A 23757-nucleotide genomic window follows, 5' to 3' on the forward strand; every position below is an offset into this window, starting at 1 on the left:
TCACCGCGCCCGGCAGGTAGGGTCGGAGGCCAACGGAAGGGACACCGACACCGATGCCCAGAATGAGTTTCCTCGTCGGCCTCGCGGCCGGCTACGTCCTCGGCGCCCGCGCCGGGAAGCAGCGCTACGAGCAGATCAAGACCGTCTCCGGCAAGGTCTGGCAGAGCCAGCCGGTCCAGAAGCAGGTCGCCGCCGCCAAGGAGAGCGCCCGCACCAAGGCCGCTCCCGTCGTCGCCGACTTCGTCGCGGACGCCGCCAAGGCGACGAGCGAGAAGCTGAGGGCCTCCCGCACCGTCCCGTCGCAGGTGGGCGACGGTCGTGACCGCACGACCGGGGCCGACCCGTGGGTGGCGTCGTCCGCCGCGCGCGATGAGGACCCCTGGGGCAGCGCCACCCGACGCTGACCCGACATTCATCCGCCGCCCGTGTGCCCGATGGCACGCGGCTCCCTCGGGCTGACCGGCTCGCGTCCTGCCGATCAGACCACGCGCATGTGGCGCACGACCGACTGCTTCGGCCGTGCCGAAGCGGCGCACGACCGGCGGTGCGTACCGCGCACTCCTCCGGCGCCGAGCAGGACGACGGACGGTACGGAACCGGGGAGGGCGAGGTCGGCGAGCAGGACGGCCGTGCCGGCGACCCCGTGGGCCAGTCCCACGTCACCGGCTGCACCGGGGTGGCCGCTGGGCCAGAACGCAGGGTCGGCGGGCGCCCTGGCGACGTACTTCCCCGCCGCCTCCAGAGCCTGGTCGCGCAGGTCCGGGCAACCGAGGATGTCGGCGGCCAGTGCCAGGGCTCCTGCAGGTGCGCCGAGGCCGCTCCCCAGCGTCCACCCTCCGGCCACGGCCCGGGGTCCGCCGTCGACGAGCGACCCGGTGGCGCCGTCCACCGCACGTCGGCACCGGCGCACCGCCGCGTCGGCCTCCTGTCGCGTCACGTCGACCGACCAGGGCACCTCCAGCCCACCGGTGGCGAGCTCGAGAAGTCGCAGTCGCACCGCCGCATCTCCGGCGGGCCCGTCGCACCAGGGCCCGGGTTGCCGTGCCCGGCCGGACCGCGCGTGGTGGCCGCCCTTGTCGGCGACGCCCTTGGTGTCGGGCTCGGCGCCGGCGTGGGCGTCGGCGTCGGCGTCCGCGGAGCCCGACGACTGCGAGAGGCCGCCCCCAGAGCTGGCCTCCCGGTCGAGCGCCTCCGCCGCGAGGTCCAGTGCCGACGGTGCGAGAGCGGGCCAGACCGCTGCAGCCTCGGCGAGCGCCCACGCGATGCCGAGAGGCCCTCTGCTCACTCCGCTCGCTGACCGCTCCGGCCCCGCGGCGCCGACCGGCCAGCTGCGCCCTCGTGGCTCGACACGCGAACGCCGCCACAGCTCGGCGACGACGGCAGCGGCATGGTCCTCGGCGCGCCGGACCAGCGCCATCGACAACAGGACGCCCGCGAGCCCGTCCGCCAGGTCGCTCGCCTCGGGCCGGTCCAGGGTCGGGCGACGTCCCCGGCCGAGCAGGTCCACGCCCGCCTCACCGCTGAACAGCCCGCCCGGCCTCTGCCCCTCGGCCGGCCGGGAACGCAGCAGCGCACCCGCCCCCGAGGCCGCGAGCTCCGCGGCATCGGGACGGTTCAGGGCGGCGCCAAGGTGGGTCAGCGCCCACACCACCCCGGCGTCGCCGTTCTGGAAGGACCTCGGCGCGGAGACCGTCCGCAGCCCGCGACCGCGCGAAGGGTCCTGCTCCGGGCTCCACGTCGGCGCATCGTCCGCTCCGATGACTGCGGTGCGCACCAGGAGGTCGACGCACCGGTGGGCAGCGTCGAGGACCTGCGCAGGTCGCGTCGTGAGGTTGGTGCCACCCATGTCGTCCCGCTCGCTCTCGTCCAGGGCGACACGCATCGCCACACTCGGGCCAGTTCGTCGCCGTCCCATCACCCGGATGGGTCGCGCGGGGGTCGCACTGCCCCGACGATCCAGGTCCGCCGTCGCCCCTCCCGGGCGGCGGACCTGGCTCGTGGGTGGCATCGCTTCCTCGACGACGAGGTCAGGGCCGCCCCTGCGCGGCCCCGACACCCCTGAGGAGCCGCTGCGGGACCGCCAGATACACCACCGCACGAACTTTGTCGGGATCGCTTTTGCACAGATTCGTGTGCCGATCGCGTATCTGGACGGCTTTGCCGAACTCCTTCTCAGGTGACCGGCCAATCCCTACGCTGAACTGACGGCACCAGCCGCCGCGAGTCAGCAGATGAGCTCACGGAAGGCACAGATGAACCACGACGAGCGCCCCGACAAGGCCATGCGGCGCATCCCCACCACCGTCGTCCCGGGCACGGCCGTGCGTCGCCTGGGCGCTCGCTTCCTCGACCCGACCACCGCGGTCCGGGTCGACGGACGCGCGCCGGACCCGACGGCATACGTCGCGGACGTCCTTCTCGTGAGCGGACTCGAGGGCTTCTCCGTCGACGAGCGTCTCAGCGTCCTCGCCGAGACCGCGAAGGAACGCGGGTATGCCGTGGAGCCGCTTCCGGACGACGGTCTCCTCGGCCTGGCGCGGCGCAACGAGCTGCTGCAGCAACTCGACGCGGTGGGGCAGACGGCCGTCCGGCTCGTGCCGGCCCGTCGCGACGCAGCCCCGGCGGACGCGTGGGAGATCCTCCAGTCGACCCGCACCCGTGGAGTCCGTGGCATCGGCCTCGCGCACGTCATGACGGCGGCCGGGTGGGGCGACGGGATCGGCTGGGGTGACGGCATCGGTTGGGGCGACGGGATCGGCTGGGGTGACGGGATCGGCTGGGGCGACGGCATCGGCTGGGGCGACGGCATCGGGCGTGGCTCCGGCGGACGCATCCCCGTCGTCTGGTCGGCTCCGGTGGTGCCGGCGCGGACCGAGGACGGGCCGGTCGTCGCGGTGCTCGACACGGGCCTGGGCAAGCACCCGTGGTTCGACACCGGCGTCGAGCGGCACCCGGACGGGTCCGGGGGCTCGCTCGGCGTGACCTTCCCCGCCGGCCACGACCCCGAGGACGCCGGCGTGACGACCGACCCGGTCAACGGCCGCCTCGACCGGCTCGCCGGGCACGGGACCTTCATCGCGGGGGTCATCCGCCAGCACTGCCCGGACGCGCGCATCCTGTCGGTCCCGGTGATGTGGGGCGACGGCGTCGCCGACGAGACCGACGTCGTGCGCGCCCTCACCGGTCTCTACCTCCGCCAGCTCCTCGCCCTCAAGGACGGCGACCTCTCGCAGGCGGTGCACGTCGTCACGCTCTCGCTCGGCTACCGGCACGAGACGCCTGGGGCGTTCGACGACGAGGAGGCGCTCTTCCGGGTGCTGCGCGGCCTGGCCTCGGTCGGGGTGACCGTCGTCGCGGCCGCGGGCAACGACTCCAGCGACGTCGAGTTCTTCCCGGCGGCCTATGCCTCGCAGGTCACGACCGGTGCGCCGATGGTGAGCGTGGGCGCCCTCAACCCCGACCGCCGCACGGTCTCGGTCTACTCCAACACCGGTGGCTGGGTGCAGGCCTACTCCGCCGCGACGTCCGTGGTGAGCACGATGCCGGTGACCTTCAACGCCTCCCGTCGCGGCGAGGTCCTCAAGCAGGCGAACCCCGGCCTGCTCCCGTCCGTGCCCACCCGTGGAGCGGTCGACACCGACGACTACAGCGGCGGGTTCGGGCTGTGGAGCGGGACGTCGTTCGCCGCACCGGCCCTCGCCGGTGACATCGCCTCCGGCCTGGCCGGACACAGCGCCAAGGGGGCCGACGAGCTCGGGTCACGCGCCCGCGAGGTCGTGGCCCAGGTGCTCGCCTCCGCGGCCAAGGCGCTCGAGGAGACGCCGTGAGCACCGGCCGGGACGAGAAGCCGGGCCTGGAGGACGAGCCGGGCCCGGGCGGCTCGCTGGGTTCGGCGGGTTCGACGGGTTCGGCGCCGAGCCTCGCGGTCGCCGCGGCGCGCGCCTTCACCCTGCATCGCGAGGGCGACTCCAGCGCGATGGACCGGCTCGTCGACGACGTCACCCCGCTGCTGTGGCACACCGCGCGGTCGCAGGGCGCCGACCCGGCGCTCGCCGAGGACGTCGTGCAGACGGCGTGGCTCAAGCTCGTCGAGCACACCCACGACATCGCCGACCCGCAGGCCGTCCTCCAGTGGCTCCTCATGACGACGAAGCGCGAGGCGTGGAGCGCCGTGCGCCGCGGGCGGCGGACCATCCCGCGGGAGCCGTGGGAGGAGACGCCGACACTCGACCCGACCGCGCCGGCCACCGTGCCCGACCCGGCCGTGGCGACCGAGGAGTCCGAGCTCGCGGGCGCCATCTGGCGGCACATCGAGCGGCTCCCGGAGCGCTGCCAGCAGCTGCTGCGGCTCGTCGCCTTCGTCGACCGCCCGGACTACACGGCCGTGAGCGCCGCGCTCGGGATGCCCGTGGGCAGCATCGGGCCGACCCGCGGACGGTGCCTCGCCAAGCTGAGGCTCGCCCTGACATCGGACCCGGCCTGGGAGGTGACGGCATGAACACCCCGCACCCCGACGAGGAGACCCTGGCGGCCGAGCCGCTGGACGCCGACGACGAGCGCGCCCTTGCCCTCGTCCGCACGCACCTCGCCACGGTCGACCCGGTGCCCGGTGGTCTCACCGAGCGCGTGAAGTTCGCGATGACGGTGGCCAGCCTCGAGGCGGAGGTCGCGCACATCATCAACGAGGGCGCCCTGGCCGGCACCGTGCGCACGACGGAGTACAACCGGGCGACGACGGTGACCTTCGAGAGCGACGGGCTGAGCATCATGGTGACGCTCGAGGACACCCACCGCGGCACAACGACCGTGCGCGGCTGGGTCACCGCACCGGGCGCCGAGGTCGAGCTGCGCGAGCGCGCCCGGTCCGCGACGACGACCGCCGACGACGAGGGGCGCTTCGTCTTCGAGGGCGTCGAGCGCGGCACCGTCCACCTCGTCATCCGACGGCACGACGAGCCGGGCGCGCGCCCGGTCATCACGCCCGGGATCGAGATCTGACGGGCGGCCGACGACGACGCTCGACAGCATCCGAGACCTCCACCACCGGGGGCAGGCCGAGAACTCGGCGGGACACTACCGACGAGCCGATGCCGCGCTGTCCCGCGCCCTGGCGGCGCTCGACGCCGTCACCCCCGCGACCACGGGCGAGGCGCGCGACCTCGCCCGGCTGCGAGCCCGGGTCCTCATCACCCGGGCCGTGTCGCGGCTCGGCATCGACGGCCCCGAGGCGGCGCTCGCGCTGCTGGACTCGGTGCGCGACCTGGCCCGCAGCCATGACGCCCCCCTCCTCGAGGTCCAGGCGCACCTGCAGGCCGGCGCGATCCACGTCATGTGCTCGAACTGGATCGAGTCCCTCGACGAGCTCGCCCACGTCGAGCCGCACCTCGACGAGCTCGTGCCTCGCGAGCGCTGCTCCGCCCTGCTCAACCGCGGGCTGGCGTCGGTCTCCCTCGGCGACCTCGACCGCGGTCGGGCCGACCTCGACCGAGCCCTCGACCTCGCCGTCGAGCACGGCTTCGTGGCGCAGGAGTACAAGGCGCGGCATAACCTCGGCTGCGTGGCCTGGCTCGCCGGTGACATCCCCGGAGCGCTGGCCCTCATGCGCGAGGCTGCGGACATGCCGCTCGACATCACGAGCGCGCGCGGGCTGCTCGACCTCGGCAAGGTGCTCCTCGACGCCGGGCTCATCGACGAAGCGGAGGACGTCCTCGCCCGCGGGCTCGAGGCTGCGCGGCGGGACCGGCAGCCGCTCGAGCGCGGCGACGTCCAGCTCGACCTCGCCCGCTCGGCCCTGCTGCGCGGCGACGTGGCGCAGGCCCGGGTCCGGGCCGGGCACGCCGTGCGGACCTTCCGGGCGTTGCACGCCGACGGCCGCACCGAGGAGGTCGAGCTCTTCGGGGCCGCCGTCGACCTCGGTGTCGGCCGCAGCCTCACGCGCGCGTCCCGGGTCGCGGCGAAGTGGGCCACGACCACACCGGTGACACCGCCCGAGCGCCTCGCCACCCGCATCCGCGCCGAGGTCGCCCTGGCCCACCACGACCGGGAGACCGCGAGGACCGAGCTCGAGCGACTCCGCAGCGACTCGCCGCAGCCTCTCGGCGCCCGCCTCCACGAGCACCTCCTCGCGTCACGGCTCGCCGCCGCCGACGGTGACACCAGCGGGGCGACGCGGATCCTCGAGGACGCGGCCGAGCAGCTCGCCCTCGACCAGGGCGGGGTGCACAGCATGGAGATCAGGGCGGGACTGGCCTTCCATGCGGCCCGCATCCGTGACGCAGACGTCGAGGCCGCGACCGACTCGGGATCGCTGCCCGCGCTCTTCGAGAGCGTCGAGCGGTGGCGGGCCGCCTCGCACCGCGCCCCTCCCCTGCGCCCGCCCGAGGACGAGGAGACCGCAGCCCTCGTCGCTCGACTGCGCCGGCTGCGGCGGAGCGCGGACGACACTCCCCTGTCGAGCGCTCAGCGCGAGGTCGTCCTGCTCCAGGGCGAGATCACCGAACGGCTGCGCGCTGCCCGCGGTCAACGTGACGCGACGGACGTGCGCGCGGCCGGCTTCGACACGACGGCACGCGCCGTGGCCGAACGCGACGCCACGCTCGTCACCTTCCACGAGGTTCGCGGGACCGTGGTCCGGCTCGTCGTCCACCGCGCCGGCGCAGCCAGCCAGAGCGTCCTCGGCCCAGTCCGCGACCTCGCGTCCACGACCGCCCGGCTCACGTCGGACATGCGGGCGGCGGCGGTGGCGCGGCCGTCGATGGCGGCCTTCCTGGCGCGGGCCCGAGTGTCGTCGCTGCGCGAGGTCGACGCCCTTCTCCTGCGCGGGGTCGACCTCGCCGGCACGGTCGTCGTCATCCCGACGGTGGGACTGGCCTCGCTGCCGTGGCGGGCGCTCCCGTCCCTGCGCGAGCACCCCGTCGTCGCGGCTCCCTCGGCCACCGCGTGGGTCCGCCGACCCGTGGGCGCCGGTCGCACGCCCATCGTCGCCGCCCTGTCCGGCCCCGGACTGCCTCGGGCGCACGAGGAGGTGCGCGCGGTCGCGGAGGCGTGGGGACGGCATACGGGCGGTGGCGACGCCGAGAACGACGCCGATCACGCCCACCGCGAGGGCGGCAGGGAGCGAGCGGTCGTCGGCGCCGAGGGGGCAGCGGTGACCGCGGACGTGCGCTCGGCGCTCGCGTCGGCGAGCGTCGTGCACCTCGCGGCGCACGGGCACCACGTCGACCAGAGCCCGCTCTTCTCGTCGCTGGACCTCGCCGACGGACCCGTCTTCGCGCACGAGCTGCGGGCGCCCCTCGCGGCCGAGCTCGTCGTCCTGTCGGCGTGCGACGTGGGGCGCAGCCGTGGACGACCCGGCGACGAGCCGCTCGGGCTCGCGGCGGCGCTGCTCGGGCTCGGGGTGCAGTGCGTCGTCGCGGCGACCAACCCGGTGCAGGACGACGTCGCGGCGGCCGCGATGGTCGACCTGCACGGCCGGCTCGTGGACGGCGTCGACGTGGCGAGCGCGCTGCGGCTCACCGCTGTCGAGGTGCCGGGCGCAGAGGCGTTCTGCGCCTACGGCAGCACCTGGTCCCGCGCATAACTCGCCAATTCCTCCCGTTCGGCACACGGTGGTGCGTGCCGAACGGGAGGAATTGGCGAGTTGGGCACAGCGTCAGATGAAGAGCGCCGGCTCGCGGAAGAGCGCCTCGTAGGGGTCCTCGCCGGCGTGGTCCGGGTAGCGGATCCGCGCCGGGACCCCGGTCGCGATGGCGCCCGAGGGCACGTCCTTGACGACGACGGAGTTGGCGCCGATCTGCACGTCGTCGCCGACCTCGACCGGCCCGAGGATCCGCGCCCCCGCGCCGATCGTCACGCGGCTGCCGACGGTCGGGTGCCGCTTGACCTTCGCGAGCGAGCGGCCGCCGAGGGTGACGCCGTGATAGAGCATGACGTCGTCGCCGACCTCGGCCGTCTCGCCGATGACCACGCCCATCCCGTGGTCGATGAAGAACCTGCGGCCGATCGTCGCGCCGGGGTGGATCTCGACGCCGGTGACCGCACGGGTCGCCGTGGAGAGGACGCGGGCCGCTGGCTTGAGGTGCTCGCGCTGCCACAGCTTGTGCGCGACCCGGTAGGCCCAGATCGCGTGCAGGCCAGGCGAGTTGAGCACGAGGTCGGTGCGGGACACCGCCGCCGGGTCGCGCGCGATCGCCGCGTCGACGTCCGCCCGGACGCTCGCCCGGGCCCGCGAGAGGCGGGACCGCAGGCGGGCGAACGGCATACCGGAAGGGGGTGGGGTGAGCATCGCGTCAGTCGACGAGGCCCTCGAAGAGGACGGTCGAGAGGTAGCGCTCCCCGAAGCTCGGGATGACGACGACGATCGTCTTGCCGGCGTTCTCGGGACGGGTCGCGACCTCGTTGGCGGCGGCGAGGGCGGCGCCGGAGGAGATGCCGACGAGGAGGCCCTCGTCGGTGGCGGCCTTGCGCGCCCACTCGACGGCGGTGCCGGCGTTGACGTCGATGACCTCGTCGTAGATCTCGGTGTCGAGGATCTCGGGGACGAAGTTCGCGCCGATGCCCTGGATCTTGTGCGGACCCGGCTGGCCGCCGTTGAGGATCGCGGACTCCTCGGGCTCGACGGCGATGATCTTGACGTCGGGCTTGCGCTCCTTGAGGACCTGGCCGACGCCCGTGATCGTGCCGCCGGTGCCGATGCCCGCGACGACGATGTCGACCTTGCCGTCGGTGTCCTTCCAGATCTCCTCGGCCGTCGTCCTCCGGTGGATCTCCGGGTTGGCCTCGTTGGCGAACTGCCGTGCGAGGACAGCACCCTCGCGCTCGGCGACGATCTCGTCGGCCTTGGCGACCGCGCCCTTCATGCCGGTCGACGGGTCGGTGAGGACGAGCTCGGCGCCGTAGGCGCGCAGGAGCGCGCGGCGCTCCTTCGACATCGACTCGGGCATCGCGAGGACGACCTTGTAGCCGCGGGCCGCGCCGACCATCGCGAGCGCGATGCCGGTGTTGCCGGACGTCGCCTCGACGATCGTGCCACCCTCCTTGAGCGCACCCGCGGCCTCGGCCGCGTCGATGATCGCGACGCCGATGCGGTCCTTGACCGAGCTGGCCGGGTTGTAGAACTCGAGCTTCGCGGCGACGGTCGTGCCCTCGGGCGCCTCGATGATGCGGTTGATCCGCACGAGCGGGGTGTTGCCGACGGCCTGCGTGACGTCATCGAGGATGGGCATTGAGGGTCTCCGTTGCTTCGGGTCGACCGGCGCGGTGGCCGGGTGCGGACGTGGGGGTTGTCGTACCAAGTATCTCAGAAACGCCAGGACTGCTTATGTCCATTCCAACACCACGTTATCCCTGAAGGTTCCGCAGTGCGGGACACATCTCGTATGCCGGGTGCTCACCCCGCGTGACCCACCCTCCCTTGGGAGGGTGCGCGCCTCGCGCCACCGACCTAGCGTCGGGAGGGACGCCCGGGCGGAGGACCGACCGGGACGACCGACCGGGCGGAACGACCGGGGCGACCCACGGGCGGCCCCGAGCAGAGGAGCAGGCATGCGCATCGGCTACACCCTCATGACCGAGCAGAGCGGCCCGAAGGACCTCGTGCGGTGGGCGGTGGGCGCCGAGGAGGCCGGCTTCGACTTCGAGGTCATGAGCGACCACTACTTCCCGTGGCTGTCGGCGCAGGGGCACGCGCCCTACGCGTGGTCGGTCCTCGGGGCCGTGGCGCACGCGACCGAGCGCGTCGACCTCATGACCTACGTGACGTGCCCGACGATCCGCTACCACCCGGCGGTCGTCGCCCAGAAGGCCGCGACCGTGCAGCTCCTCGCCGACGGCCGGTTCACGCTCGGGCTGGGCAGCGGCGAGAACCTCAACGAGCACGTCGTCGGTGAGGGCTGGCCCGCCGTCGCGACCCGGCAGGACCTCCTCGAGGAGGCGATCGAGGTCATCCGAGCGCTGCACACCGGCGAGCTCGTCGACCACCACGGCGAGTACTTCACGGTGGAGTCCGCTCGGATCTGGGACCTGCCCGACGGCGGGGTGCCGATCGGCGTCGCGGTGAGCGGTGAGGAGTCGATCGCCCGGTTCTCGCCGCTGGCCGACCACATGATCACGACGGAGCCGGACAAGCAGCTCCTCGACGGGTGGAACGCGACCGAGGGTGCGCCGCGCATCGGGGACGGAGGCGCCCGCGCGATCGGGCAGATCCCCATCTGCTGGGACCCGGACGAGAAGGCCGCCGTCGAGCGGGCCCACGACCAGTTCCGGTGGTTCGCCGGCGGGTGGGCGGTCAACGCCGACCTCCCGACGACGGCCGGGTTCGCCGGCGCCACGCAGTTCGTGCGGCCCGAGGACGTCGCCGAGTCGATCCCGTGCGGCCCTGACCTGGACGCCATCGCCGAGGCGGTCGCCGAGTTCGACAAGGCCGGGTTCACCGACCTCGCGCTCGTCCAGATCGGCGGGGACTCCCAGGAACAGTTCCTCGCCGAGGCGGCCGGTCCCCTGCTCGAGCGACTGCGCCGCTGAGGCCATGCCGCCCGAGGTGGGGATCGGCAGGGTGGTGGTCCCCCAGCTCGAGCGGTTGCGGTCGGCCTCCACCGCCACGCCCGGCACACGCGTGGACGGACGGCCGCACCGTGGCGGGCGAACGGCATACGGACAGCTCGGGTGAGACCTGACACAGCGGTGCGAGGGCCGTCACTGAGCGGTGAGCAAGCGCTTAGCCCTCGTTAGACTCGCCGACATGTCCGCGCTCCAGATCGTCGCCGCCGCCATCTGCTTCCCGCTGATGCTCGTCGGCTGGGCCCTGCTCTTCCGCCAGATCGGGCGCTTCGTCGCGCTCTACCGTGTGGGACAGGCGGATCCGCGCCGGACGGACGCGCCGATGTCGCGCACGTGGACGCTTGCCAAGGAGTTCCTCGGGCACACCCGCATGTCGCGGCTGCCGGTCGTCGCAGTGGCGCACTGGTTCACGGCGCTCTCCTTCATGTTGCTCTTCGGGACCCTCGTCAACGCCTTCGGGCAGCTGATCCGGCCCGCGTGGCAGCTGCCGGTCATCGGGCACTTCCCGCCCTACGAGTGGCTCACCGAGGTCTTCGCGTGGACCGGGCTCGTCGGGATCGTCGTCCTCATCGTCATCCGCCAGCTCAAGCACCCGCGCTCGGCGGCCGGTGTCGACGGGCGGCGGTCGCGCTTCTTCGGGTCGACCTGGTGGCAGGCCTACTACGTCGAGGCGACGATCCTCGGCGTCACCCTCTGCATTCTCACCCTGCGGGTCCTCGAGGCCGCCCTGACGATGGTCCAGCACCCCGAGGAGTCGATCGGGCTGCACTTCCCGCTCACCGGGTGGCTGTCGGGCCTCTTCTCCGGGCTGTCCGTCGGCGGCCTCGAGACGTGGATCGTCCTCGTCGCGACGGTCAAGATCCTCATCTCGTTCGCGTGGATGATCACCATCTCCCTCACGCCGACGATGGGTGTCGCATGGCACCGCTTCCTCGCCTTCCCCAACATCTGGTTCAAGCGCGAGGCCTCCGGCCGCACCGCGCTCGGCAACCTCAAGCCGATGACGATGGGCGACGGCCGGCCGTTCTCGATGGAGGCCATGGAGGCGCTCGAGGAGTCCGAGGACGAGGCGGCGGAACCGGTCCTCGGTGTCGGCAAGGTCGAGGACTTCACCTGGAAGGGCCTGCTCGACTTCTCGACCTGCACCGAGTGCGGCCGCTGCCAGTCGCAGTGCCCCGCGTGGAACACGGACAAGCCGCTCTCGCCCAAGATGCTCATGATGACGCTGCGCGACCACGCCGACGCGAAGTCGCCGTGGCTCACCGCCTCCGAGGAGGCGCGCGCGTCGCTCCCCGCGACCACGACGGCCCTCGCGGAGGTCCCGCTCATCGGACAGACCGGCTACGACCTCGACAGCCCGCTCACGGCATACAACGCCCTCGGGTTCGGTCCCGACGGTGAGCCGACCGCGGTCATCGACGAGGACGTCCTGTGGTCGTGCACGACCTGTGGCGCGTGCGTCGAACAGTGCCCCGTCGACATCGAGCACGTCGACCACATCGTCGACATGCGGCGCTACCAGACGCTCATCGAGTCGGCGTTCCCGTCCGAGCTCGGCGGGCTCTTCAAGAACCTCGAGTCCAAGGGCAACCCGTGGGGCATGGGTGCGCGCGCCCGCCTCGACTGGGCCAAGGACCTGCCGTTCGAGGTCAAGATCCTCGGCAAGGACGTCGAGTCGGCGTCCGAGGTCGACTGGTTCTTCTGGGTCGGCTGCGCCGGCGCCTACGAGGACCGCGCCAAGAAGACGACGCGTGCGGTCGCCGAGCTGCTCGACACCGCAGGCGTCTCGTTCGCGGTGCTCGGTGACGGCGAGACCTGCACGGGCGACTCCGCCCGTCGCGCCGGCAACGAGATCCTCTTCTCGATGCTCGCCGAGCAGAACATCGAGACGCTCAACGACGCCGGCGCGAAGAAGATCGTCGTCACCTGCGCCCACTGCTTCAACACGATCAAGAACGAGTACCCCGACCTCGGTGGCCGCTTCGAGGTCGTCCACCACACGCAGCTGCTCAACCGCCTCGTGCGCGACAAGAAGCTCGTGCCCGTGGCCCGCCCGGCCGATGCTCCGGGGATGTCGTCCGCCAAGAACGCCGCGTCGACCGCGCCTTCTGTCACGTACCACGACCCCTGCTACCTCGGTCGTCACAACAACGTCTACGCCCCGCCGCGCGAGCTCATCGGTGCGCTGCCGGGCGTCGAGCTGCGCGAGATGGAGCGCTCGAAGGAGAAGTCGTTCTGCTGCGGCGCCGGCGGTGCCCGCATGTGGATGGAGGAGAAGCTCGGCGGTCGCATCAACATGAACCGCACCGAGGAGGCCCTGGCGACGGGCGCGGAGCGCATCGCCATCGGCTGCCCGTTCTGCCGCGTCATGATCTCGGACGGGTTGACCGCGAAGCAGTCCGAGGGTGTCGGCGAGGACGTCGAGGTCGTCGACGTCGCGCAGATGCTGCTGGCTGCGGTACGTCGCGGTTCGGACGACGGCGCCGTTGAGGGGTCGGTGGACGAGTCGGCTGCCGCTGCCGTCGCCTCCGAGTCGCAGTCGTATGCCGGTCAGTCCGGTTCCGCTGCCACCTCCAGTGCCGCTGTGACTGGGGGCGCTGTGGCTGGGGGTGCTGCTGGCTCCGCCACGACCACTGAGGGCGAGGCTCCTGTGGCTGGGACGTCCTCGACCGAGGTTTCCGGCGGTGCTGCCGAAGCGGACCCGTGGGAGGAGCCTGCGGCGCCTGCCGCCAAGACCGCGCAGCCGGAGGCGCCCAAGGCCGAGGTGCCCGCCGCCGCCGAGGCGGACCCGTGGGACGAGCCGGCGGCCCCCGCCAAGACCGCGCAGCCGGAGGCGCCAAAGGCCGAGGTGCCCGCCGCCGCCGAGGCGGACCCGTGGGACGAGCCCGCCGCACCCGCCGCCAAAACCGAGGCGCCCGCGGCCGAGGCACCTGCCGCAGCAGACGAGGCAGACCCCTGGGATGAGCCCGCCGCCACCACCGCGACGACCACGAAGACCGAGGCACCCGCGGTGGCTGCTCCGGCCGAGGACGTCGACCCGTGGGACGAGCCGTCCGTACCGGCCTCCAAGGTGGAGACGCCGGCGACCGAGGCGAAGGCATCGGCATCCGAGGGCGCACCCTCCCCCGAGAAGATGGAGACCGCAGCGGCGGCCTCGACAGACGACGTGGACCCTTGGGACGAGCCCGGCACCGCCCCAGCCAAGTCCGAGGAGTCGAAGGACGAGGCAGCGTCTTCCGCAGCGGCACCCGCAGCCAGCGACGACGTCGACCCGTGGGACGAGCCCGCCACTCCAGCCGCTCAGTCAGCGACGGCATCCGTCGCCGTGCCCGACGCTGCTACGGAGGCCGGCACCGAGACACCTGCCGCACCCGCATCCACCGACGATGTCGACCGTTGGGACGAGCCGGCCAACCCTGCAAGCAAGACCGACGACTCCGAGAACGATGCGGACGCCGAAGCCGAGTCGACCGACAAGCAGCCGAAGCCCGAGCCGGGGAAGACCGAACCGGCGGCAGCCGAGGACGAGACGACCGCCGCAGCGGCCGCCGCTACCGACGATGTGGGCCCCTGGGACGAGCCCGCGACTTCGGCGCCCGTGGCCGAGGTTCCGCAGTCCGACGCCGCACCCTGGACCGAGACGTCCCCGTCGGCGAGCGACGAAACATCGGAGCATCCGGTCGCCGAGTCGCGCGAGTCGCCCGACTCAGCCGTACCCGCAGGCGAGGATGTCGCCAACCGTGACGAGCTGCTGGCATCCCCCGACCCGTGGGACGACGCCAGCGACCTGTCCGAGCGGGCCGGTGTCACGAGTGACGCCGCCACCGAGGTCTCCAACGCCGACGCCGACCCGCTCACCGCGGCGACGTCGTCCGACGAGGCCGAGGCTGCCGAGGACACGGAGCCCGAGCAGGCGGACGAGGGGAGCACCGACGAGAGGTCCGAGACCGAGTCGGCTCCGTCCGAGACCGAGCCAGCCTCGTCCGAGACCGAGTCGGCTCCGTCCGAGACCGAGCCAGCCTCGTCCGAGGCCGACAAGGCGGCGAACGAGGACGCCGCCCCGGCGAGCGGCGAGGACTCGGAGAGCGACAGCCGCACGCCGGAGGCCTCGGCCCCGCCGGCCAACGCCGACGATCTGCTCAACGCCCCCGACCCCTGGGACTGACGGCGCTCTCCGATCGAGCCCCCATCGGCAACCTGCCGGTGGGGGCTCGATGTATGTCGATCCATTTTTGAGCGTGACTTTCCCACCTGAAGCGCAACGCCCGCGACGTGTGTGACGAGCGTGGCTGGAACCATGCAGACCTGCGAATAACCCTGCGCTGCAGTCGTATTCTGCGGTCGGCGACTGTCGGTGGGCGCTTCTAGGTTGGGGTCATGACGGAGGGGACCACACCAGCAGCGAGCCTGGGGTACGCCGAGTGCGTGCGCCGGTTCGAGGCCGCGCGCGAGGCAGCCGCCGCGCTGTCGTCGGTGCTGTGGCAGGCGTCGGGCGCCGACCTCGCCGCCGGGCTGGAGGCCCTCGGAGAGCTGTCCGCCGCGTGCGAGGGCGCCGAGGCCGCCGTCACCGTCGAGGCGATCGACCGCGGCGAACCCGGCTGCTCCTCACCGCCGCAGACGCCGCGCGAGTGGGTGGTCGCGCACCACCGCCGGTATGCCGTCGCCGGCGCCTCCCGCCTGGTCGAGATCGCGCAGGCCTGCCGCCAGCCCTCGAACCACATCCTGCGCGAGGCCGTGGTCACTGGCCGTGTCAGCGTCGGCGCCGCGCAGGTCGCCCTCAAGGAGATGCGCCTGCTCGCACCTCATCTCAACCCGGACGCGGTCGACACCGTCTGGGACGCGCTCATGACATTGGGCGAGCGGCACGACGCCCGCACCATCCGTCAGCTGCGCGAACGGCTGCTGGCCGCCCACGGCCTCGACGACGCGTTCGACGACACCGAGGACAAGGCCCGCGCCGGCGCCGCCCTCTCACCCGGACGACAGATCGCCCCCGGCCTGTACGAGTACCTCCTGCGCGTCACCCGCGAAGGCCGCGCCATGCTCGAGGCCGCGATCGGTCCCGGGTCAGCGCCCGTGCCCGGACCCGACGGCGAACCCGACGAACGACCGGTGGCGCAACGCCGAGCCGAAGCGCTGGTGTCCGTGGTCGGTCGTGCCCTCACCGCCGGAGACCGCACCTGGTCCTCCACCAAGGCGCAGGTGTTCGTCGGCATCGCCCTCGCAGACCTCCAGACCCGTCACAAGGCAACCGGCCGCGGGTCAGCGCACGCCGACGCAAGGCTCGGCGTCCCCGGCGCCGGGACACTGCTCGGGGCGCTCACCAGCGGCGACCTCGTCACTCCCGACACCGTCCGACGGTGGGCCTGCGACGCCACGATCATCCCCACCGTCCTGAACACGTGCGGCGAGGTCGTCGACCTCGGCCGCGCCACACGCCTGTTCACCCCCGCCCAGGTCAAACGGCTCTGGCTGCGCGACCGACACTGCACCTACCCCGGCTGCGACGCCCCCGCCGCCTGGACCGACGCCCACCACCTCACCCACTGGGCCGACGGCGGACCGTCCGACCTGACCAACGCAGCCCTGCTCTGCCAACGCCACCACACCATCGTGCACAGCAGACGTCTCCACGGCCGCGTCACCACCAACGAGCACGGACGCCAGCACGTCACCTGGGACCTCACCCGAGGCTCCTACGACGCCGCCCTCACCGGCCTCGACACCGGACCCGGCCAACGAGTCTCCGGCGACGACACCACCTGGCATCGACCATGACCAAGCCCCGCCCCCGACGCGAACCGCGCCGGGCGATGGACGCCGCTCCGCTTCAGAAGGTCTTCAGGACCACTCCTCGCCGCCCCAAAAGGCATCGTCAGCGCGCCCGGAGCCGCCGGCCAGAGCCGCAGGTCACATCCCGTGACACGAGACGATGCCCCGCTCGACCAAGGTCGGGCGGGGCATCGTCGTCAGCAGGAGAAGGCCTTAGCCCAGGTTGTTGTCCTTGAGGAACTGGGCCGCCACGTCCTTGGCGTCCTTCTTGTCGATGACCGTCTGCTTGAGCAGCTCGGCGATGACCTCGGTGGTCAGCGCCTTGGAGACCGCATTGAGGGCCGGAGCCATCTGCTCGGCCTGGTCCTTGGCGACGAGCGGGACGATGTTCTGCGAGCCGAAGAGCTTGTCGGTGTCCTCGAGCGAGACGAAGCCGTTCTCCGCGATCGACGGGTCGGTGGTGAAGATGTTCGCCGCGTCGACCTGGCCGTTCTTGAGCGCCTGGACGAGACCCTGACCGGTGAGCGGGCGGAACGACTTGAACGTCACCCCGTAGGTCGACTGGAGACCGGGGATGCCCTGCGGACGCTTCTGGAACTCCGGCGGGGCGCCGAGCGACATCTCACTCGCGGAGGTCTTGAGGTCAGCGATGGTCTTGAGCTTCTTGGAGTCGGCGGTCTCCTTGGTGACGACGATCGAGTCGTTGTCCTCGGCGGCCGACTTCTCGAGCATCGCGAAGTCGGCGGGCAGGAGGCCCTCGACGGTGCTGTAGACCTTCTCGGGGTCGGTCTCCTTGAAGTTCTTGTCGTAGAAGAAGCCGAGGGCGCCGGTGTACTCGGGGATGGCCTGGATCGACCCGTCCTCGAGCGCCTTGAGGTAGATCTCGCGGGAGCCGATGCGCGGCTTCGTCGTCGCGTCGACGCCCTTGGCCTTGAGCGCACCCGCATAGATCTCGGCGAGCAGCTCGGACTCGGGGAAGTCGGCGGAGCCGACGACGACGCTGCCACCACCGCCGCCCGACGAGCCGGAGGCCGTCGGCGACTCGGAGGCGAGCGGGTCACCGCCGCCACCACAGGCCGAGAGACCGAGGATCGCGGAGGTGGTGAGAGCGAGTACGGCAGTCATGCGCTTCATGGGATGTCCTTCGGTTGCGATCGGTCTGACGGCGGTGCTGGGGACGGAGCGACGTGCTGGTCGACAGAGAGCATCTGCGACGGGGCGCAGGTGCAGCGGCCACGAGAGCGTCGAGCACGCGACATCGCCGCGAGCGGTCACGTCGCATCGGAGTCAACTTCACCATCGCCCGCCGACATTCCGGGTCGCGCGGGTGATCTCGTGTCCGAGCCGGTCAAGCTGGCCGAGCTGGCCGAGCTGGCCGAGCTGGCCGAGCTCGTCGAGCTCGTCGAGCTCGTCGACGTGGTCGACGATGTCGACGCGGTCACCGGCTCGGACCGTCCACGACGGGCGCGACCGGTGCGCCCACCCGTGAGCCCGGGAGAGATGACGAGCCTCTGCACGAGCGCGAGCACCCCGTCGACGAGCAGCGCGAGCACCGAGACGACGACCGCGCCGCCCGCGGTCGAGACGTAGTCTCCGGTCTTGATCCCGTCGACGAGGTAGCGACCCAGCCCACCCAGACCGATGTATGCCGCGACCGTCGCCGTCGCGATGACCTGGAGGAAGGCCGAGCGCAGGCCCGAGAGGATGAGGGGCATCGCATTCGGGATCTCGACCTGACGGACGACCTCCATCCCCCGCATCCCCATGCCGCGCGCGGCGTCACGGGTGGCGGGGTCGACCGCCTCGACGCCGGCATACACGCCGGAGAGGATCGGCGGGATCACGAGGATCACGAGGACGACCACGCTCGGGATGAGGAAGGCGAGGTCTCCCGAGATCTTGGGCCCCAGCCACAGCGCCACCGCGAAGAGCAGACCGAGCGTCGGCACGGCGCGCAGCGAGTTCGCCAGCGACACGATCCAGCGGGCCCGGCCGGTGTGACCGACCCACAGCCCCAAGGGCACTGCGATGACCGCGGCGATGCCGACGGCCAGGAGCGAATACCAGAGGTGCTCGACGATGCGTGCACCGAGCCCGCCCTCCCCCGACCACGTCGCCGAGGACGTCAGCCACTCGAGGATGCTCGCGATCACGCCCGGCCTCCCTGCGCCCGGACCCATGGCGTGAGCAGCCGCTGGCCGAGGAGGATGAGCCCGTCGAAGAGCAGCGCAAGCACGACGCACGCGACGATGCCCGCAACGATCTCCGCGGTGATGAAGCGGTCGTAGCCGTCGGTGAGGAGGTTGCCGAGCTGCGAGACGCCGATGAGCGAGGCCACCGACACGATGCTGACGTTCGACACGGCCGCGACCCGCAGCCCAGCCGCGATGACCGGGACCGCCAGCGGCAGCTCCACCCCGAAGAACCGGCGGAACCCGCGGTAGCCCATCGCTCGCGCCGCCTGCAGCGTCGCCTCCGGCACCGACCCCAGCCCGTCGGCGACCGTGCGCACGAGCAGCGCGACCGTGTAGATCGTCATCGCCACGACGACGTTGGCCCGGTCGAGGACGCGCGTCCCGAGGATGAGCGGCATGAGCACGAAGAGCGCCAGCGACGGGATCGTGTACAGCAGACCCGACGCGGAGATGAGCACCGGATAGACGCGGGACCACCGCCGCGCCGCCCACCCGAGCGGCAGCGCGATGAGCAGTCCGAGCAGGAGCGGCAGCCCGGCGAGCCAGACGTGGCTGCGAGCGAGCGCGAAGATGTCGCCCCAGTGGTCGTTGACCCACTCCATCTCAGGCGCCCTCCTCCGCGAAGGCGTCGGCGCGGTCCTCGTCGGGTCGATCCGTCGCCTCGATGAGCGAGAGGACCTCGTGGGCGCGCACCGTGCCGACGAGCTCGCCCTCGTCGTCGACGACGACACCGCGGCGCGACGGTGACGACAGCGCGGCGTCGAGCGCCCCGCGCAGGGACCCCGACGCCCGCGCCACGGTCCCACCCCGGTGGAGGTGCTCGCTCGTGACATCGCCCGAGATTCGGGCGGGCTCGACCCAACCCAAAGGTCGGTGTGAGTCGTCGACGACGAGCACCCAGTCACCGCTCACGCCGGCCGTCGACTCACCGAGGAGCAGCGTGCGCTCCGACGTGAGCGGCAGCTTCGGCGCCGGCTGGAACTGCAGCGACCGGTAGCCCCGGTCCCGTCCCACGAAGTCCGCCACGAAGTCGTCGACCGGGTGCGCGAGGAGGTATGCCGGGTCCGAGATCTGCGCGAGCTTGCCTCCCACACGAAGCACCGCCACCTGGTCACCGAGCTTGATCGCCTCGTCGATGTCGTGGGTGACGAAGACGATCGTCTTGCCGAGCTCGGACTGGAGGTCGAGGAAGACGTCCTGGAGCTGGTCGCGCACCACGGGGTCCACGGCGCTGAAGGGCTCGTCCATGAGCATCACGGGCGGGTCGGCCGCGAGCGCCCGGGCGACCCCCACACGCTGCTGCTGGCCACCCGAGAGCTGTGAGGGATAGCGGTCGGCCAGCTCGGGCGCCAACCCGACCCGCGAGAGCAGCTCGCGCGAGCGTTCGAGCGTCTTCTTCTTGTCCCAGCCGAGCAGGCGGGGCACGGTGCCGACGTTGTCGACGACGGTGCGGTGCGGGAAGAGCCCGGCGTGCTGGATGACGTAGCCGATGCCGCGACGGAGCTGGGCCTCGTTCATCCGTCCGGTGTCCTGGCCGTCGAGCGTGATGAGCCCGCTCGTCGGCTCGATCATCCGGTTGATCATGCGCAGAGACGTCGTCTTGCCACAGCCGGACGGGCCGACGAGGACGGTGATCTTGCCCTTCGGGGCGGTGAGGCTGAGGTCGTCGACGGCGACCGTCCCGTCCGGGTACTTCTTCGTCACGCCGTCGAACCGGATCATGCTGTGCCCCTCGCCGAGCGGATGGTTCCCCCAAAACTAACCGGGGTACACGGCATACACGCTGTTCCGAGGGCTGCGAATCGCGGGGAGAAAACCCCCTGCAGCCACGCCGGATCGGCGGAAACCAAGCGAACCCGCCTAGCATGACGCCGACCGCCACAACGACGAGGGACGAGGTGTGACGTGACGACGACGACCGGGGACCCGGTGCTCGCCGAGCACGAACCCGACCAACCACCGCAGCAGGCGTCGAGCACCGCCGCGGGCAGCGAGGCCAAGCGGGAGCGCTGGGTGGCTCTGGGCTACCTGTTGCCGGCCCTCGTGATCTTCGGGCTCTTCATCTTCTGGCCCCTCGTGAAGTCGATCCTGCTCTCGGTGCAGGGAACGGACATCCTCGGCAACCCCAGCGGGTTCGTCGGGTTCGTCAACTACACGCGGCTCTTCGGCGACCCCGACTTCCTCCAGGTGCTCTGGGTGACGTTCGCGTTCACGGTGCTCACGGTCATCCCGAGCATCGCCATCGCGCTGCTCATCGCGCTCCTGCTGCAGTCGCGCATCCGCGGGGTCCGCTTCTTCCGCACCGCCTTCGCGCTGCCGTTCGCGTTCTCGGTGGCGACGGCGTCGGTGATCTTCGGCGTCCTCTTCAACCCGGCGAGCGGTGTCCTCAACGGCATCCTCAACACCTTCGGCGTCGACAAGGTCCAGTGGCTCACCAACCCCGACCTCGCGCTCTGGTCGGTCTCGGGCGCGACGGTGTGGATGCAGATCGGCTACAACCTGCTCGTCCTCTCCGCCGGCCTCGGCGCCCTCCCTGAGGACGTCCTCGAGGCGGCCCGGCTCGACGGCGCCTCCGGCCTGCGGCTCCAGCGCAGCATCGTCATGCCGCTGCTCACGCCGCAGCTGTTCTTCCTCGTCGTCGTCGGCACGATCCACTCGCTGCAGAGCTTCGGGCAGATCAAGATCCTCACCGTCGGTGGCCCCGAGGACCGCACGACGACCCTCGTCTACTCGATCTACGAGCAGGCCTTCGCCAACAACAACAGCAACTACGGCTACGCCTCCGCCCAGGCGATGGTGCTGCTCGTCATCGTGCTCATCATCACCGCGCTGCAGTTCGGCGTCCTCGAGAGGAAGGTGTTCTACCGGTGACCTCCACCGCGCAGAAGGCCGCCAAGCGCCCTGCCCGCACCCGATCGAGCTCCAAGCCGTCGAACATCGGCACCTACCTCATCCTCGGGGTGCTCTTCCTCGTCGTGCTCTTCCCCGTCTACTACGGCCTCGTCGGGTCGTTCATGGGCGAGCGCGACACCAACAGCTTCCCGCCGGCACTGTGGCCCAAGAACGGCCTCCACCCCGAGAACTACTCCAACGCGCTCGACATCATCCCGCTGGGCAACCAGTACCTCACGAGCGTCCTGCAGACCCTCGGCATCACCCTCGGCCAGATGGTGACGAGCGCCCTCGCGGCCTACGCGTTCGTCTTCCTCAACCTGCGCTGGCGGGCGTTCTGGTTCGGGGTGTTCCTGTCGACGATGATGATCCCGTTCGAGTCGATCATCATCCCGAACTACCTGCTCATCTCGCAGTGGGGACTCAAGGACACGATCGCCGGGCTCACCCTCCCCTTCCTCGCGACCGGGTTCGGGACGTTCCTGCTGCGGCAGTCGTTCCTCTCGTTCCCGATGGAGCTGCGCGATGCGGCGCGGGTCGACGGCGCGGGGCACTTCCGCTTCCTCTTCTCGATCCTGCTGCCGCTGTCTCGTCCCAGCCTCGCCGCCCTCGGCATCTGGTCGGCGCTCTCGGCCTGGAACATGTACTTCTGGCCGCTCCTCGCCACCGAGGACCCCAAGCACCAGACGATCCAGATCGGCATCAGCCAGCTCCAGAGCTCGGACTCCGACTCCCCCGGCATGGTGCTCGCCGGCGTCATGCTCGCGCTCTTCCCCACCCTTCTGCTCGTCATCTTCGGGCAGCGCTTCATCGTCCGCGGGCTCACCGCCGGCGCCGTCAAGTGAGCAGTGCTCAAAGAACAAAGGAGTTCGACGTGAAACCCACGACTTCCAGCCCCACGAGGCGCAGTCGACTTCGGTATGCCGTCCCGGCGGCCGTGGCGTCCGCGTCACTGTTCCTCGCCGCCTGCGGCGGCGGCTCCGGGTCCGACGGCGGCGGTGACGGCGACGGGGGCAGCGGAGGAGCTCCCGCAGCCGACGTCCTCGACAAGGCCGACGGCGTGACGACGGTGGCCTTCTGGCACGCCATGGACGGCACCAACGCCGAGGCCCTCACCAAGCTCGTCTCCGACTTCAACGCGCAGAACACCGGCAAGATCGAGGTCAAGGCGACCTACGCGGGCAAGTACGACGACGCCATCACCAAGTACAAGGCGGCGATCCAGAGCAAGTCGACGCCCGACGTCATCCAGATCTACGACATCGGCACCCGCTTCATGATCGACGCCAAGCAGACGATCCCGATGCAGGCGTTCATCGACCGCGACAAGCTCGACGTCAGCGACCTGCAGCCCAACATCACCGGCTACTACAGCATCGACGACAAGCTCAACTCGATGCCGTTCAACACCTCGATGCCGGTCCTCTACTACAACAAGTCGCTCTTCAAGAAGGCCGGCCTCGACCCCGAGAAGCCGCCGCAGGACCTCACCGCGATCCGCACCGCCGCCGAGAAGCTCGCGAAGAAGAGTGGCGGCCCGGCCGACTACGGCTTCGGCGCGGCGATCTACGGCTGGCTCCTCGAGCAGTTCATCGCCACCGACGGCAAGGAGTACTGCGACCAGGGCAACGGCCGTGACGGCAAGGCGACCAAGGTCCAGTTCGACTCGCCCGAGTCGGTCGAGGTCGTCACGTGGTGGCAGACCATGGTCAAGGACGGCCTCGCCGCCAACACCGGCCGTGACACCAAGGCGGCGCAGGCGGCCTTCAAGTCCGGCCAGCTCGCCATCACCCTCGAGTCGACCGGTCAGCTCGGTGGCTTCAGCAAGGCCGCCAAGGAGGGCGGCTGGGAGCTCGGCGCCGCCAACTACCCGCACATCAAGGCGGGCACCGAGGGCGGTCCGATCATCGGTGGCGCCTCACTGTGGATCAACGGCGAGAACCACGAGGACGCCAACAAGGAGGCGGCGTGGCGCTTCGTGAAGTTCCTCGCCGACAAGAAGAGCCAGGCCCAGTGGCACATCGGCACCGGCTACTTCCCGATCAGCAAGGGTGCGCTCGAGGAGCCGACCGACGTCGAGTACCGCAAGGCCAACCCGCTCTTCGACGTCGCGGTCAAGCAGCTCGAGAACACCAAGCTGAGCAAGGCCACCCAGGGCTGCCTCCTCGGCGTCATGCCGCAGGCGCGCAAGGCCTCCGAGGACGGTCTTGAGGCCGCGCTCAACGGCACCGACCCGCAGCAGGCGATGACCAAGGCGGCCGAGTCGCTCAAGACCCAGATCGACCAGTACAACAGCTCGGTCGAGTAGGAGCGAGCCGCAGAACACGAGGGCCACCCCGGC

At 71.4% G+C, this 23757-nt stretch carries 18 protein-coding genes; 11 read left to right on the forward strand and 7 right to left on the reverse strand.

Annotated features, from left to right (window positions below; all coding sequences use genetic code 11):
* Positions 1 to 62 precede the first annotated feature (62 nt).
* The gene (locus ACOJV7_RS05960; protein WP_420189212.1) at positions 63 to 404 is read left to right on the forward strand and encodes a protoporphyrinogen oxidase; all 342 of its coding nucleotides are present in this window, start codon (positions 63 to 65) and stop codon (positions 402 to 404) included.
* A 74-nt stretch (positions 405 to 478) separates the two neighbouring features.
* On the opposite strand, the gene ACOJV7_RS05965 is transcribed toward ACOJV7_RS05960, so the two are convergent.
* Positions 479 to 1882: a glycoside hydrolase family protein gene (locus ACOJV7_RS05965; protein WP_420189213.1), complete on the reverse strand. Its 1404-nt coding sequence runs from the start codon at positions 1880 to 1882 to the stop codon at positions 479 to 481.
* Positions 1883 to 2231: 349 nt separating this feature from the next.
* On the opposite strand from ACOJV7_RS05965, the gene ACOJV7_RS05970 reads away from it, so the two are divergent.
* The 4 genes from ACOJV7_RS05970 to ACOJV7_RS05985 all read left to right on the forward strand — a co-directional run bounded on the left by ACOJV7_RS05970 (position 2232) and on the right by ACOJV7_RS05985 (position 7579).
* Positions 2232 to 3827, forward strand: coding sequence for a S8/S53 family peptidase (locus ACOJV7_RS05970; protein WP_420189214.1), 1596 nt, complete (start codon positions 2232 to 2234; stop codon positions 3825 to 3827).
* A complete protein-coding gene (locus tag ACOJV7_RS05975) occupies positions 3824 to 4498 on the forward strand; it encodes an RNA polymerase sigma factor (protein WP_420189215.1) in 675 nt (224 codons plus the stop codon). The genes ACOJV7_RS05970 and ACOJV7_RS05975 overlap by 4 nt, the downstream gene beginning before the upstream one ends.
* Entirely contained in the window at positions 4495 to 4998 is a 504-nt protein-coding gene (locus ACOJV7_RS05980) for a carboxypeptidase regulatory-like domain-containing protein (protein ID WP_420189216.1), read from the forward strand. The genes ACOJV7_RS05975 and ACOJV7_RS05980 overlap by 4 nt, the downstream gene beginning before the upstream one ends.
* Before the next feature lie 199 nt (positions 4999 to 5197).
* Positions 5198 to 7579 (forward strand): CHAT domain-containing protein, encoded by a 2382-nt coding sequence (locus tag ACOJV7_RS05985; RefSeq protein ID WP_420189217.1) that lies wholly within the window; start codon positions 5198 to 5200, stop codon positions 7577 to 7579.
* 72 nt (positions 7580 to 7651) lie between these two features.
* Here ACOJV7_RS05985 and cysE read toward each other — a convergent pair whose 3' ends face one another.
* Together cysE and cysK are read right to left on the reverse strand one after the other, a co-directional pair.
* A complete protein-coding gene (gene cysE / locus ACOJV7_RS05990; RefSeq protein ID WP_420189218.1) occupies positions 7652 to 8284 on the reverse strand; it encodes a serine O-acetyltransferase in 633 nt (210 codons plus the stop codon).
* 4 nt (positions 8285 to 8288) lie between these two features.
* Positions 8289 to 9224 carry a cysteine synthase A gene (gene cysK / locus ACOJV7_RS05995; RefSeq protein ID WP_420189219.1) on the reverse strand — a complete coding sequence of 312 codons (936 nt, stop codon included), beginning with the start codon at positions 9222 to 9224 and terminating at the stop codon, positions 8289 to 8291.
* A 319-nt stretch (positions 9225 to 9543) separates the two neighbouring features.
* Between cysK and ACOJV7_RS06000 the strand changes: the two genes are divergently transcribed.
* From ACOJV7_RS06000 to ACOJV7_RS06010, 3 genes are all read left to right on the forward strand, one after another.
* The gene (locus tag ACOJV7_RS06000; protein ID WP_420189220.1) at positions 9544 to 10521 is read left to right on the forward strand and encodes an LLM class F420-dependent oxidoreductase; all 978 of its coding nucleotides are present in this window, start codon (positions 9544 to 9546) and stop codon (positions 10519 to 10521) included.
* A gap of 217 nt (positions 10522 to 10738) precedes the next feature.
* Positions 10739 to 14722, forward strand: a complete 3984-nt coding sequence (locus ACOJV7_RS06005; RefSeq protein ID WP_420189221.1) for a heterodisulfide reductase-related iron-sulfur binding cluster — start codon at positions 10739 to 10741, stop codon at positions 14720 to 14722.
* A gap of 212 nt (positions 14723 to 14934) precedes the next feature.
* Positions 14935 to 16335 carry an HNH endonuclease signature motif containing protein gene (locus tag ACOJV7_RS06010; protein ID WP_420189222.1) on the forward strand — a complete coding sequence of 467 codons (1401 nt, stop codon included), beginning with the start codon at positions 14935 to 14937 and terminating at the stop codon, positions 16333 to 16335.
* 207 nt (positions 16336 to 16542) lie between these two features.
* Here ACOJV7_RS06010 and ACOJV7_RS06015 read toward each other — a convergent pair whose 3' ends face one another.
* The 4 genes from ACOJV7_RS06015 to ACOJV7_RS06030 form a co-directional block, all read right to left on the reverse strand.
* On the reverse strand, positions 16543 to 17454 hold the full coding sequence (locus tag ACOJV7_RS06015) for an ABC transporter substrate-binding protein (RefSeq protein WP_420189223.1): 912 nt from the start codon (positions 17452 to 17454) through the stop codon (positions 16543 to 16545).
* A gap of 146 nt (positions 17455 to 17600) precedes the next feature.
* Entirely contained in the window at positions 17601 to 18482 is an 882-nt protein-coding gene (locus ACOJV7_RS06020) for an ABC transporter permease (protein ID WP_420189224.1), read from the reverse strand.
* On the reverse strand, positions 18479 to 19126 hold the full coding sequence (locus ACOJV7_RS06025; RefSeq protein WP_420189225.1) for an ABC transporter permease: 648 nt from the start codon (positions 19124 to 19126) through the stop codon (positions 18479 to 18481). The genes ACOJV7_RS06020 and ACOJV7_RS06025 overlap by 4 nt, the downstream gene beginning before the upstream one ends.
* Before the next feature lies 1 nt (position 19127).
* A complete protein-coding gene (locus ACOJV7_RS06030) occupies positions 19128 to 20246 on the reverse strand; it encodes an ABC transporter ATP-binding protein (protein WP_420189226.1) in 1119 nt (372 codons plus the stop codon).
* A gap of 183 nt (positions 20247 to 20429) precedes the next feature.
* On the opposite strand from ACOJV7_RS06030, the gene ACOJV7_RS06035 reads away from it, so the two are divergent.
* Genes ACOJV7_RS06035 through ACOJV7_RS06045 form a run of 3 tightly spaced genes read left to right on the forward strand, consistent with a single transcriptional unit; the run spans position 20430 to position 23724 of the window.
* On the forward strand, positions 20430 to 21395 hold the full coding sequence (locus ACOJV7_RS06035) for a carbohydrate ABC transporter permease (RefSeq protein WP_420189227.1): 966 nt from the start codon (positions 20430 to 20432) through the stop codon (positions 21393 to 21395).
* Positions 21392 to 22261, forward strand: a complete 870-nt coding sequence (locus tag ACOJV7_RS06040) for a carbohydrate ABC transporter permease (protein WP_420189228.1) — start codon at positions 21392 to 21394, stop codon at positions 22259 to 22261. Before ACOJV7_RS06035 ends, ACOJV7_RS06040 begins: the two co-directional genes overlap by 4 nt.
* Before the next feature lie 29 nt (positions 22262 to 22290).
* A complete protein-coding gene (locus ACOJV7_RS06045) occupies positions 22291 to 23724 on the forward strand; it encodes an ABC transporter substrate-binding protein (protein WP_420189229.1) in 1434 nt (477 codons plus the stop codon).
* Positions 23725 to 23757 lie beyond the last annotated feature (33 nt).

Source organism: Knoellia tibetensis (genome assembly GCF_048606415.1).
Lineage (GTDB): Bacteria > Actinomycetota > Actinomycetes > Actinomycetales > Dermatophilaceae > Knoellia > Knoellia tibetensis.